This window comes from Vibrio sp. 10N.222.47.A9 (assembly GCF_963872585.1).
GTDB classification, from domain to species: domain Bacteria; phylum Pseudomonadota; class Gammaproteobacteria; order Enterobacterales; family Vibrionaceae; genus Vibrio; species Vibrio splendidus.
Window position 1 is genome coordinate 19,033 of record NZ_CAWNBB010000048.1, and the last position, 13,221, is coordinate 32,253.

Genomic DNA, 13,221 nt, shown 5'->3' on the forward strand with positions numbered 1-13,221 from the left:
CTGATATTTAATGCGTTTTTACGGTGCGTCTTTAAGAAGGATTAATTATGTCGTCTATCATCGTAGGTCATCGGGGTGTCGCAGGTACTCACCCAGAAAATACCAAAGCAAGCATTGAACAAGCGGCTAAACTCGGCTTGAAATGGATTGAAGTTGATATTCAGCCCACTCAGGATGACCAACTGGTCGTTTGTCACGATCACACGCTTGAGCGCTGCAGCGATGGCAAGGGTCGAGTTGATGAACACACCCTTGCTGAACTGCGTCAGCTCGATTTTGGCCGTTGGAAGTCTGAGCAGTTCGCTGGAGAAAAAATACTGACGTTGGAAGAGTTACTCACACTTGTTGAGCAGCATGATCTTAGCGTCAACCTCGAAATCAAAGTCGACAGCCGACATCAAGCCCCTTATGTCGTTGATTTGCTGCACGACGAGTTGATTCGCTCAAATCTAGACACCGATAAGGTCTTACTTTCGAGCTTCAGCCATAAGGTGGTTGCTGAAATGGCTCATCATTTACCGAGATATCGAGTGGGAGTAATCACAGAGCAACTGACTCAAGATGATCTTATGCTCATCAATGAGGTCAAAGCGTTCAGCTGTCACATGAACTATGAACACGTTGATCAGAGCGATCTTGACACTCTCAACGAAGCGAACATTCAAGCATGGTGTTACACCGTCAATGATCCGTCTCGCTTCAAATTTCTCTCAAAAGTAGATGCTGTATTTACTGATTTTCCGAATCAATTCAATCCTATAAATTGACCTCGTAAATACCGAAAAAGTAACCCCGGAGAGACTTTAAAATTAACCCTGAAAAACCTGAAAATTAGGTAGCAAACACAAGTGAGTAGGAGTACATTCCGCTACTCACTTGGTTTCACTAGCTCGCCTTATTAGACAGCTTCATTGGTTACTTAATTTATGGATCTCATTTTTAGTCCAACCTTCCCAATTTTGGGTGCAATCTTCATTTTCGCCGCTATTGTTCGTGGCTTCTCAGGTTTTGGTTTCACCTTAGTGGCATTGCCATTGAGTGCGTTATTCGTGCCTGTTATCGAACTGGTTCCTGTATTCATGCTGATCGACCTGTTAGGCAATATCCAATTGCTGCCGAAGGTTAAACATCACGTAAATTGGCGATGGGTTTCAAAGGTATTTATCCCTTGTTTGGCCTTCACGCCCGTCGGCTTGCTGTTGCTCAAATCCGTTAGCCAAGACACGATCATCTTGATCATCAGTGCCTTCATTCTTGCGTCAGCAATCATGATCTACAAAGGGTTCCAATACAAAAGCGAACCTAGATTTGCTCCCTATATTCTAGGCAGCCTTGCGGGGATAATGAATGGCGCAGCTTCCATGTCTGGCCCTCCGGTTGGCACGCATGCATTGGCAAGTCCTGTCGCACCACACATTGCCAGAGCCGGCCTGATTGCGTTCTTTGTACTAGCTGATTCCAGCGCCTTTGTTACGGCCTCTATCGCAGGGTTAGTCGATCGTGATGTGGTCTGGCTTACTCTAGCACTCTTACCAAGCAGCATGTTTGGCGGCTATGTCGGTTCAAAATTGTTTGAGAGGTTTGGTGGAGCGAAGTTCAAGCCAGTCACCATTGCATTGCTGATCGTGATTGCGACATTCAGTGCAGCTCGAGTCTTACTGTAACTGGCTCTAGCGCTGATTTCGGCCATTGTTTTTGAGAGTTGTTTCGAGAATTGTTCAGGGAAATTGGGTACCGATAGCTACCATTCAATATGGATAGGGGTGCCCATTTTTACGAGTTGAATGAATTCATCCATATCTTGATTGGTTAACGCAATACAGCCATCAGTCCAATCAAAGCTTTGTATAAAACTAGGTGAACGACGCTCACCATTCTTGATTCCGTGGATCTTGATATTGCCCCCAGGATCAACATCATTTTTTTGTGCCCACTGCATATCTGATGATCGCGGGTAGTTGATATGCACCGAGCGGTAGAAGTCTGATTCTTCCATAACATAGTCGAGCTGGTATTGCCCTTCTGGCGTTCGATTGTCCCCTTCAAAGCGCTTATGCCCTTTCGGTTGTTTACCTAGCGCAATACGAAATTCCTGAACCACTTCCTCCCCTTTGAGCAGATACATTCTACGTTTAGACTTATCGACTTTAACTAAGGTGACCACTTGCAATAACGGGTCTATGCCAGAAGACGTGTCAGGTAGAGTGTAAAATTCTTGAGAGGAACTTTGAGGTGGACCTAATGAAGAGCTTTGAGAGGGATCGAGTGAAGAGCGTTGAGAAAGCTGGGCGACCTTTTGTTGAGAGTCCCCTTCAAGAGCATCATCCATAACAATGACATGCTTCGAATTCGAGGTGACCGATGACGTAGGTGTGCGATTAGAATGGGAAGGTGCTGACTCGAATACAATGGTTTCGATAGCAGTCGCATCAGACACAATTGTCTCGACGACGAGCTTCTCCGCATAAGCAAGCGAAGTAAAAAAGAGTAAGCACAACGATAAAGGCCAAATCAAACGCACCCTTAAATCTCCTCAAAACGCATGGACATGGTTCGAGATTGAGTTTCCATCCCTAACGACTCATAAAAACCCTGAGCTTGTTGGTTGAACTCCATCACTTCTAACCTAAGCTCGATAGCACCGCTCGCTTGAGCCCACTGATTGAATGACTTCATTAAAGCTCGACCGACACCTTGGCTTTGAACTTGATCGTTAACCACAATCGTATTCACTCTTGCCACCTTATGTGGCTGAATAAAGCTCACCCCTTTGTTCTGTGTCACCTTCCCGGCTAAGAAGCCAACCACTTGCTGCTCATCAACGGCAACGAAGAAAGCCCCTACAGGATCGATCATCAACCCTAACCAGTACTCTTCACTGTCGGTAAAACCCAATGAAGGTGGCGCAAATACCATCGGAGCACCAAGATGATGTTGACGATTTATCTGCTCTGAGAGCTCTAAGATCGAGCTTATATCAGTGACCTTGGCAGTCCGAATTTGCATATCATTACCTTATTTGAATTCACTAATACCTTAGCAAAAATGACTTGGTTGTGCACCGTTGTACTGGTCAACCCAGACGTTCTGTGAAGGCTGATTATTGATATTAGGCACTATGTTTAGGGAAATTGTTCCGTAAATCTCAGGCACATTGCCAGCCGTTGAGTGCTACTATCTCTGCAGAATCAATACACTAACTATTGGACACCTATATGATTAAGTTTGCTGTAATTGGAACCAATTGGATTACACAAAAGTTTGTTCAAGCTGCTCACGAATCTCAATCAATGCAACTTGCTGCGGTTTACTCTCGAAATCTAGACAGCGCGGCACAGTTCGCCCAAGAGTTTGACGTTGAAACGACGTATAACTCACTCGACGCATTGGCCAATGACAAAACGGTTGAAGCCGTATACATCGCTTCACCGAACTCACTCCATTGCGAACAGTCCATCTTCATGATGGAGCACGGCAAACATGTCATCTGTGAAAAGCCTGTCGCATCGAATATTGATGAAGCAACCCGAATGTTTGAGGTCGCTGAGAAAAACGGTGTGGTGCTGTTTGAGGCGTATAAATCTCAGTTTCTACCGAACTTTAAGCAAGTTCAACTAGGGTTAGAGAAGATTGGCAAGGTACATAAGGCACACATCAACTACTGCCAGTATTCATCGCGCTACCAAAAATACCTAAACGGTGAGAACCCAAACACCTTCAACCCAGCTTTTTCTAACGGCTCATTGGTCGATATTGGCTTCTACTGTGTTGCCGCGACAGTCGCGTTATTTGGCAAACCTGAAAATGCACAGGCTTCTGCAAAGCTGCTTGATTCTGGCGTGGACGCACATGGCTGTGCGATCTTCCAATACCCTGAGTTTGATGTGACCCTTGCGCACTCCAAAGTCAGTGATTCTTATACGCCAAGTGAGATCCAAGGTGAATTAGGGGCGATCATCATCGATCACATCGCTGAATGTACCGACGTTAAGATCCGCTACCGCGATGGCACGGTAGAAAACCTTACTCAAGCGCAAAGCGAAAATTCAATGTGTTACGAGGCGCAAGCCTTTGCTAGTTGCATTGCTGGAGACAACACAACACAAGCGCAAGCCCAACAGCGCGCTTTAATGGTTGCTAAGTTAATTACAGAGATGCGCCAACAAGTTGGTGTCGTTTATCCGGCAGACAAATAACATTGCTAAATGAGTTAACAAACTGATTTTTAAGAAATACTGTTTTATGCATAACTAAATTTAATCTTTACGACAAATAACCGGATTAGTTGATTGGGGTGCCATCTGTTTAAATCCGCGTTCGATATCTATCGTATTTATTTAATTTATTGAAGGTGTGTAAAGTGTTTTCAGTTGACGATCGCGTTGTAGCAACAAAAGGTGTTGAGCTTGGTGAAATGGTAGTGACTGGCCTAAGTGCTGGTGGTGGCTACGTTCACGTTACAACGGTAGAAGGCGCAATGACGCTTACTTACCCAGCACAAGACCTTAAAAAAGCATAGTTTAACCACTCTGCTCTTTTAGTAGTCACTCTGCTAAAGGTAACAACATTGAGGCTTTGGCTGACTTCACTCTTCTGCATTAGAGTGAGCAGCCAGAGCCTTTTTTATGCCCGTTATTTCTCACTAGCCTTCCCATTAGTCTACTCATTACAGTAAAGCCGAATCCAACAGACAATAGAATTAATGAAAGAGTATTTATACTAAGCACTTATTGTGTGTTGTTGATGCTTGCTGTTTATCAATACTTAGCGTTGATTAGTACTTAGCGTTTATTGACACTTAATGTTCGTAATACTTTCTGATATATTAGCATTAACTTATATTTATAATATCCTGAACTAAGGGAAGCTATGAAGCTTTACATTTACGACCACTGTCCTTTCTGTGCAAGAGTTGCCTACATCGCTCAATCTTTAGGCTTGAACATCGAACTTGTTTCTGTGGATTATGATGATGCCCAAACCCTTATCGATCTGATCGGTAAGAAGATGGTGCCAGTCCTACAGAAAAACGACGGTTCGATTATGGCTGAAAGCCTAGACATCATTGTTTACTTCATGGATTCGAAATCAAGTGACGAGCAACGTGAGCCATCTGAGCAGGCTGCGCTTTTTCAAAGCCGCGCTTTCCCTCTTACTCAACAGATCGGACGCCCACGTTGGTGGAACCTCGACTTGGCTGAATATCGCTCTGCTGGAGCCAAAGAAGCTTGGCGTGCAAGTAAAGAGACCGAAGGTTTTAACTTTGAAGAGCTCTTAGAAAAGACCCCACAATACGTTCAACTGATTAACCCATTACTGAAAGATGCAGAGCTTCTATTGGATCTAGAGAATGGTGAGTCATCGCTACCTTTAGTTGATCAAGCACTCTATTTCTCAATGCTTCGTGGCTTCTGTGTTGAACCAAGCATCACATGGCCACCAGCACTTGAGCGTTGGTTAGAAAAACAGAGTAAAACGTTAGGCATCAAGCTTCTTCGCTAATTTCCTAATTTGCTAAGTCGTTAGCAACGAGCCTAAACGAAAAATCGAAGCTCCCCGAACCATTATTCGTACGAGCTTCGATTTTTATGACTCAATTGTCTTTTCTACAACAAGCGCCTTCTCAACCCTGTTCGCTCCAAAATTCGCGTTGAAATTTCTTCAACCGATAACGAAGACGTGTTGATGTAAGGTATCGCTTCTCGGCGAAACATCGACTCTACCGTTTGCAACTCATACAAGCATTGCGAATCACTCGCGTATTCACTGCCGGCTAAACGGTTCTCTCGGATTTCAGTCAACCTTTCCGCATCAATGGTTAAACCAAACAGCTTGTGTCGGTAGATCTCAAATTCGGGTAACAGCTTCAAGCGCGCCAAGTCATCATGAATGAACGGATAGTTCGCTACGCGCAAGCCAAACTGCATCGCCATATACAAACTTGTCGGTGTCTTACCGCTTCGAGACACACCCAATAGGATGATATCCGCCTCTTCAAGCCCTTTCAGCGTGATGCCATCATCATGAGCCAACGTGTATTCAATCGCAGCAATACGGTCGAAGTACTTCACTGAATCTTTATTAACACTACGAGAGCGCTGCAGCTTAGGCACCGGGGCCATTTGGGTATCGTCTTGCACTTTCTGCACAATACTCTCTAGCACGTCATAACAATGCGCTGGTGCCTCCAAGAGCTTCTGCTTGATGTCTGGAATCACAATCGAAAAAAAGACTAACGGGTGGTTGCCCGTATCACGATACGAAATTTCGATCTCTTTTAATAAATCAGAAAGTTTGTCCTCACTTTCGACAAACGGGAAGGTTTTTTCATTAGCTTCGAATGGGAATTGACCTAGAACAACATGCCCTAAAGTCTCACATGTTATGGCCGTTCCATCAGAAACATAGAATACATCACGACTTTGGATATCAATTTGCATTTTTTATTTAATGTTTAAAATTATTTTGAGTAGGATGGGAACCATAATATATATAACGAAACCCTGCTGACTATTACGTCCCCCACAGCTTTAGAAAATAATTTACATTTTTTTAAACTGATACGTAATCGTTTGCCTTTAAATCCCTACAATGCTTGCTATGTTTCTGGAGAAATAAATGCAAAATAACACCCTATGGTTCAATGGCCTTTCCATGGAAGATGTCGACAAAGTCGGCGGTAAAAATGCTTCACTTGGCGAGATGGTTTCTAACCTAGCCAACGCTGGCGTATCAGTACCTAATGGTTTTGCTACCACATCTTATGCGTTTAACAACTTTCTTGACTACAAAGGTCTTGATGAGCGCATTCACCAACTCCTTGATGAACTTGATGTTGAAGACGTTGACGCACTGCGTAAGACAGGTGCAACGATTCGACAATGGGTTCTAGACGCACCCTTCCCAGAATCACTAGAGCAAGACATCCGTGATAACTACCGCGAACTGATTGAAGGCAACGAAGAATTGTCTGTTGCGGTTCGTTCATCGGCAACGGCTGAAGACCTTCCAGATGCTTCTTTCGCAGGCCAACAAGAAACCTTCCTTAACGTGAAAGGTATCGATGCAGTTATCGAAGCGACGAAACACGTGTTCGCTTCTCTGTTTAACGACCGCGCAATCTCTTACCGAGTACACCAAGGCTTTGACCACCGAGGCATTTCATTGTCTGCGGGCATCCAGCGTATGGTTCGCTCAGACAAAGCTTCTTCAGGTGTAATGTTCACGCTTGATACTGAGTCAGGCTTCGACCAAGTGGTATTCATCACCTCTTCTTGGGGTCTAGGTGAAATGGTCGTACAAGGCGCTGTGAACCCTGATGAATTCTACGTTCACAAGCCAATGCTAGAAGCGGGTCACTACCCAGTGGTTAAAAAGACGTTTGGTTCTAAGTTGATCAAGATGATCTACTCAACCAACCAAGAGATCGGCAAGCAAGTTGATATCATCGACACCGATACCCAAGAGCGTAACGAGTTTTCATTGAACGATGAAGAGATCAAAGAGCTAGCAAAACAAGCGATGATCATCGAGAAGCACTACCAACGTCCGATGGACATTGAGTGGGCGAAAGATGGCATCGACGGCAAGCTTTACATCGTTCAGGCTCGCCCAGAAACCGTATGTTCTCAGAGCGACCAAAACGTTATCGAGCGTTACGAGCTAAACAACAAGGCTGATGTATTGGTTGAAGGCCGCGCTATCGGCCAACGCATCGGCTCAGGTCCAGTTCGCTTGGTTGATTCACTAGACCAAATGTCACTGGTTCAAGAAGGCGATGTACTGGTAACCGACATGACAGACCCAGACTGGGAACCTGTGATGAAGAAAGCGTCCGCGATTGTGACTAACCGTGGCGGCCGTACTTGTCACGCAGCGATCATTGCTCGTGAGCTAGGCATTCCTGCCATTGTTGGCTGTGGTACAGCGACAAGCAGCCTAAATGATGGCGACATCGTGACAGTGTCATGTTCAGAAGGTGAAACGGGCTACGTTTACAACGGCGAACTCGACTTTGAAATCAAACGCTCTGAGGTTGATGAGCTACCAATGCTGCCAACCAAAGTAATGATGAACGTGGGTAACCCAGATCGTGCCTTCGACTTTGCTCAAATCCCGAACGAAGGTGTTGGCCTTGCTCGTCTTGAATTCATCATCAACAAGATGATCGGTATTCACCCTAAAGCTCTGCTGAACTTCGATGAGCAAACGGATGAGATCAAAGCTGAAATCAACCAACGTATTCGTGGTTACAAAGATCCAATCGATTTTTACGTAAGCAAACTAACGGAAGGCATCGCAACTATCGCTTCTGCATTCTGGCCTAAGCGTGTGATCGTGCGTATGTCTGACTTCAAGTCGAACGAGTACAGCAACCTTGTAGGTGGCAAAACATTTGAACCACATGAAGAGAACCCAATGCTGGGCTTCCGTGGTGCATCTCGTTATATATCTCCAGTATTTGAAGACTGTTTCGAGCTTGAAACTCAAGCGCTAAAACGCGTTCGTAACGAGATGGGACTAAAGAACGTTGAAATCATGATTCCATTCGTTCGCACTCCAAGCGAAGCAGCATCGGTTATCGACATTCTGGCTAAATTTAACCTGCGTCGTGGCGACCAAGGTCTGAAAGTCATCATGATGTGTGAGCTACCATCGAATGCGATATTGGCTGATGAGTTCTTGAAGTACTTCGATGGCTTCTCTATCGGTTCAAACGACATGACACAGCTGACACTTGGCCTAGACCGAGATTCAGGCGATGTGGCGCACCTCTTCGACGAGCGTAATCCTGCAGTTAAAGCGATGCTGAAAATGGCAATCGATGCAGCAGCTAAAGCGGGTAAGTACGTGGGTATTTGTGGCCAAGGCCCATCTGACCATGACGACCTAGCCGAGTGGTTAATGGAACAAGGCATCAGCTCTGTTTCACTAAACCCAGATACGGTTATCGATACGTGGTTGAAGCTTGGTAACGTTGCGAATAAGTAACGCTTAGCCACTCAAATAGAAACACCGAAAAGTAGAGTCAACAAAGCCAGTCATTGCGACTGGCTTTTTTGTTCGCCGAAAGCCAACAAAGATAACCTGCCTATCATAACAAACATTGGTATCGCGCTGACCTTACGTTATCCTTTACACAATTCTTCATTGAGAGGTTTGTCATCACAACAAGCCTAACTTCAAGACCGATAAGAGTGTTATGAATTCTACTACCGCAACTCCCTCGCCTTCTCTTGGCCGACAACTCTATACAATGACATGGCCAATGCTATTTGGGGTACTTTCCCTAATGAGCTTCCAGCTTGTAGACAGTGCTTTTATTGGCCAACTGGGCGTGCTACCGCTCGCGGTTCAAGGCTTCACACTTCCTATACAGATGATCATCATTGGTATTCAAGTGGGGCTAGGTATCGCGACGACCGCCGTAATCGCTAGAGCCATTGGCACTAATGAAACGCGCTACGCTAAGCAGCTTGGTGGATTAGTGATTGCGATGGGCAGTGTGAGTGTCGCGCTTTTCTCCGTCATCATCTATCTGTTGCGTGGGCCAATTTTACAATTATTGGATGCGCCACCGACGGTATTGCCAATCATTGATTCTTACTGGATCTATTGGCTAGTCAGCTCTTGGACAGGGGCGCTTCTCTACTTCTTCTACAGTGTATGTCGTGCCAACGGTAATACTATGCTGCCCGGTTCAATGATGATCGCGACCAGTATCATCAACTTGATATTGGACCCGATTTTCATCTTTACTCTCGACATGGGCATCAATGGAGCCGCGATTGCGACCATCTTGGCGTTCGGTGCGGGTATCTTTATCGTTGCTCCTAAGGTGACTAAGAAGCATTGGATGACATTCGACTGGCACGATCTCGACATAGGCAAGAGTGTTCGATCCATTGGTAACATCATGGGGCCTGCGATGATCAGTCAGCTACTGCCACCTGTTTCATCCATGTTTGCGACTAAACTGCTTGCTGGCTATGGTACCGCTGCCGTTGCGGCTTGGGCGCTGGGTTCACGTTTTGAATTCTTCTCGATTGTCGCTGTGCTAGCACTAACGATGTCGATGCCTCCAATGATTGGCCGCATGTTAGGAGAGAACAACCTCGAAAACATACGTAAGCTCGTTAAGATTGCAGTGACGTTCGTATTGGGTTTCCAGTTGGTGATAGCACTGGTGACTTGGCTATTCTCTGGCGGACTTGCAAACCTTATGACCAGCGAAGACGAAGTATCGGCCATCTTGAACTACCACTTGCTTATCGTTCCTATTAGCTTAGGGCCTTTGGGGATCTGTATGCTGATGGTTTCTGTCTCTAACGCATTAGGCAAGTCTTATACTGCCTTGACGATATCAGCACTGCGTCTGTTTGCTTTCTTCTTACCTTACTTATGGGTTGGTTCGCAGCTTGCTGGAATTGAAGGCCTATTCTGGGGAGCCATGGTAGGTAATGTACTTGCCGGCACTTGCGCATGGTTTATGTACCAACGCGCACTTGGGCAAGTGGAAGCTAAGCTAGCCAAATAGGCAATTCGAGAGCTCATCAACCAAGCAATCAATCTCCAAAGAACATTTAATGCGACATCAAAGCAGGGCGATTACGCTCTGCTTTTTAGATAACCTGCAATCTTAGAGTTCATCTAATGGAAGAACAAAGTCGACATATAACGCAAAGTTTCCGATTCCAGAAGCTTTAATACCATCCAAGTCTAAATCATTTGTCGAATAAATCATGGCAGAAACCCCCATGTTGCTTAGTTCTATCGCCTTCTGATACTCGCTCCCAAGCGAGCCAAGATTATCACCCCGATACGTCACAGCCTTAATTTGATTTAAATCAATCCACTCAAGAATAAATAGTGTATTTAGATCTATATTTAATACGACATTATTAAAACCTAACTCTATTGCTTCATTATATTTATCTGTGTTGAATACTTCGATAATAGATTTATCTTTATCTTTATCTTTATCTATTATATACTTTGGAAGCAAAGCAAGATTTTTTATTTTATCCGTAACTAATACCACGCCATTTTCATCTATAATATCAATAGCTGTCGATATATTTAATGTTTTACATTTATCATAAATTATCTTTGATTCAAATTCTTTATAGCTAATAGACCCAGTATTATTAGAATTTGTCATTTCGTGAAAAGACTTCCAATCATGAACAGCAACAATCCTTCCATCCGATGAGATAAGTAGATCTAACTCTATCATCTTGAAACCATGTTCAATTGATTGCTCCATCGCTTCTAACGAGTTTGTATATTTTAATCCATTAATTCCCCCCCACCGGCATGTGCGATCAAACCACCAGAATTAACGATAATTTCAGGGATGTTATTATGTTCATTTGGGTATGCCTTTACATTGCCTCTCCATACATCAATGACTACACTCATCGAAGGGCCGATAACAAAAGCTACCCAAAAACATATGAGAACTAGACAAAATATTGATATTAAGACTCTGATTCCTTTAAGTATCATGACATTTTACCTGTTGAGAACTGGGGCTGATGATAATGTGTGGTTTACCTTATCAATATTAAGTTTAAACATGTTATTTATAGCAACTATAATAGAATTTGTCGGTAATAGATTTTTATTTCTTCTTCTCACGGTAATAATGACTTTTGATTTCTACTTAAGATTAAACTCTCTAAGCTTAGACTTAGGTATCTTAGGATCGGTTTTAGAGTCTAATCGAGGTGAAGCACTTGAAAATATGAAAATCATTGTCGCTATAAGATATGTAAAGATAATTGTATTTTTCATTCTGGTTTTTTTATCATTTCACATTACCTTAGGAAAGGTTGGTAAGTCATTTTCATTAATTATGTTGATATTATTTTCCAGTATATTGATCACCAAGTTTTATAGCTTACATAATAATAAAAAGACGACATACCTCAATGAATAATACTCAAAAAAAATCCATCATGAAGTGTGGTTTAGTTTTTTAGGGTTAATTACAGTTATTAGACCTATTTCTTTATATTATTAACTGTCTCTTCTCGAAGGGGGAAAATCAGTAATCTATTCAAAATGGGAGAATGTTCATACAAATAAGGTATTAAAGGATATTTACATCGTAAATATTGGTGAATCTGTGATTAAAAATTACTACCCATCATATAACGAAGAGAATGGAAAGATAAAAGGAGCAGCCATATTTAATGGTGTTATTTCCCCATCCGTTGTTACATACTTCTCAGTCCCTCGAATATTATCAAAGAGCCTAGATGTAAACAGGCATGATAAAAGCTTAAATGTGATAGATCTTGCTAATGATGCTGGGATGAAAACTTATTGGATATCAAATCAAGCTAAGATCGGGCAATACGAGACACAGGTATCCACAATCGCAAGTAGGGCACATTACCAATATTATAAAAAAACGTCTTATGATAAAGCTGAACCCGATAACATTCTCTTACCAGAAGTGATCAAGGCGATTCGTGAAGAAACTAAAAAGCCGAAAGTCATTTTCATTCATACTATGGGGTCGCACTATGACTTTTGTAAGAGATTTGATGAGGAGATTTAACTAAAAACCTCAGATAACAAATACCTAGAATGCCATTCAAAATCAGTAGCTTATGGCGTTGCTTTTATAGAAAAGCTTAGAGACCTACTCGCGATGCATGATAAAACATATAGAATCATTTATTTTTCTGACCATGGCCTAATGTCTGTAAATGTTCCACCGTATCTAATTCACGGTACTGGCTCACATTTTCAAGGCAGGCAGTAGAAGTACCTTTCATAGCAATGAGTAATGACCCACAAGAAACGAAAATACATTCGGTCAAATACAATCTGAGAGACTTTTCAGACACATTTGCGCAATGGGTAGGAATATATTCAGAACAGACAGAGCATCACAAAAGTATCTTCAATACCAAGTACATAGGAAAGGAGTATGACTCAGTGTTAACGAGTGAGTTTAAGGTAAGAAAAATCGACTAAGCGAACAACGGGTACAGAAGGTTCTGAACACCATAAAGTTACTTAGTAAGTAACCTTCTCCACACATCAAATTACCTCTTATTTAGCGCTATGTAGGCTATTATCAGCTCTACTTTGCTTATCCAAGAGCTTCTATTAACCTTGTTAGCAAACAGCCTAATGAGATGATTTAGGAAACTCTGACAGTATCCGCAAGTGAATTAAATGAATGTGTAATACCAATTCCATTAA

General features: G+C 43.0%; 12 protein-coding genes. 8 read left to right on the plus strand and 4 right to left on the minus strand.

Annotated features, from left to right (window positions below; all coding sequences use genetic code 11):
- Positions 1–47 precede the first annotated feature (47 nt).
- Both AACT19_RS15700 and AACT19_RS15705 read left to right on the plus strand, forming a co-directional pair.
- Entirely contained in the window at positions 48–767 is a 720-nt protein-coding gene (locus AACT19_RS15700) for a glycerophosphodiester phosphodiesterase family protein (protein WP_076647199.1), read from the plus strand.
- Between the two features lie 159 nt (positions 768–926).
- Positions 927–1,664: a sulfite exporter TauE/SafE family protein gene (locus AACT19_RS15705; protein ID WP_076647202.1), complete on the plus strand. Its 738-nt coding sequence runs from the start codon at positions 927–929 to the stop codon at positions 1,662–1,664.
- A gap of 77 nt (positions 1,665–1,741) precedes the next feature.
- On the opposite strand, the gene AACT19_RS15710 is transcribed toward AACT19_RS15705, so the two are convergent.
- Together AACT19_RS15710 and AACT19_RS15715 are read right to left on the minus strand one after the other, a co-directional pair.
- Positions 1,742–2,521 (minus strand): L,D-transpeptidase family protein, encoded by a 780-nt coding sequence (locus AACT19_RS15710; RefSeq protein WP_076647205.1) that lies wholly within the window; start codon positions 2,519–2,521, stop codon positions 1,742–1,744.
- Between the two features lie 2 nt (positions 2,522–2,523).
- Positions 2,524–3,006, minus strand: coding sequence for a GNAT family N-acetyltransferase (locus AACT19_RS15715; protein ID WP_004733067.1), 483 nt, complete (start codon positions 3,004–3,006; stop codon positions 2,524–2,526).
- Between the two features lie 209 nt (positions 3,007–3,215).
- Between AACT19_RS15715 and AACT19_RS15720 the strand changes: the two genes are divergently transcribed.
- The 3 genes from AACT19_RS15720 to grxB all read left to right on the plus strand — a co-directional run bounded on the left by AACT19_RS15720 (position 3,216) and on the right by grxB (position 5,502).
- Positions 3,216–4,196, plus strand: coding sequence for a Gfo/Idh/MocA family protein (locus AACT19_RS15720; protein ID WP_076647209.1), 981 nt, complete (start codon positions 3,216–3,218; stop codon positions 4,194–4,196).
- 164 nt (positions 4,197–4,360) lie between these two features.
- Positions 4,361–4,519 (plus strand): hypothetical protein, encoded by a 159-nt coding sequence (locus tag AACT19_RS15725; RefSeq protein ID WP_004733064.1) that lies wholly within the window; start codon positions 4,361–4,363, stop codon positions 4,517–4,519.
- Positions 4,520–4,869: 350 nt separating this feature from the next.
- Complete coding sequence (gene grxB / locus AACT19_RS15730) at positions 4,870–5,502, plus strand: glutaredoxin 2 (RefSeq protein ID WP_076647212.1); 633 nt, start codon at positions 4,870–4,872, stop codon at positions 5,500–5,502.
- Between the two features lie 104 nt (positions 5,503–5,606).
- Here the strand turns inward: grxB and ppsR are convergent, their stop codons facing one another.
- Positions 5,607–6,440 carry a posphoenolpyruvate synthetase regulatory kinase/phosphorylase PpsR gene (ppsR, locus tag AACT19_RS15735; protein ID WP_017069200.1) on the minus strand — a complete coding sequence of 278 codons (834 nt, stop codon included), beginning with the start codon at positions 6,438–6,440 and terminating at the stop codon, positions 5,607–5,609.
- A 178-nt stretch (positions 6,441–6,618) separates the two neighbouring features.
- Between ppsR and ppsA the strand changes: the two genes are divergently transcribed.
- Positions 6,619–8,991 carry a phosphoenolpyruvate synthase gene (gene ppsA, locus AACT19_RS15740; RefSeq protein WP_017086817.1) on the plus strand — a complete coding sequence of 791 codons (2,373 nt, stop codon included), beginning with the start codon at positions 6,619–6,621 and terminating at the stop codon, positions 8,989–8,991.
- Positions 8,992–9,202: 211 nt separating this feature from the next.
- On the plus strand, positions 9,203–10,537 hold the full coding sequence (locus tag AACT19_RS15745; RefSeq protein ID WP_076647215.1) for an MATE family efflux transporter: 1,335 nt from the start codon (positions 9,203–9,205) through the stop codon (positions 10,535–10,537).
- Between the two features lie 102 nt (positions 10,538–10,639).
- Here AACT19_RS15745 and AACT19_RS15750 read toward each other — a convergent pair whose 3' ends face one another.
- The gene (locus AACT19_RS15750) at positions 10,640–11,236 is read right to left on the minus strand and encodes a hypothetical protein (protein WP_242658955.1); all 597 of its coding nucleotides are present in this window, start codon (positions 11,234–11,236) and stop codon (positions 10,640–10,642) included.
- Between the two features lie 894 nt (positions 11,237–12,130).
- On the opposite strand from AACT19_RS15750, the gene AACT19_RS15755 reads away from it, so the two are divergent.
- Entirely contained in the window at positions 12,131–12,568 is a 438-nt protein-coding gene (locus tag AACT19_RS15755) for a sulfatase-like hydrolase/transferase (protein WP_242658956.1), read from the plus strand.
- Positions 12,569–13,221: the final 653 nt, after the last annotated feature.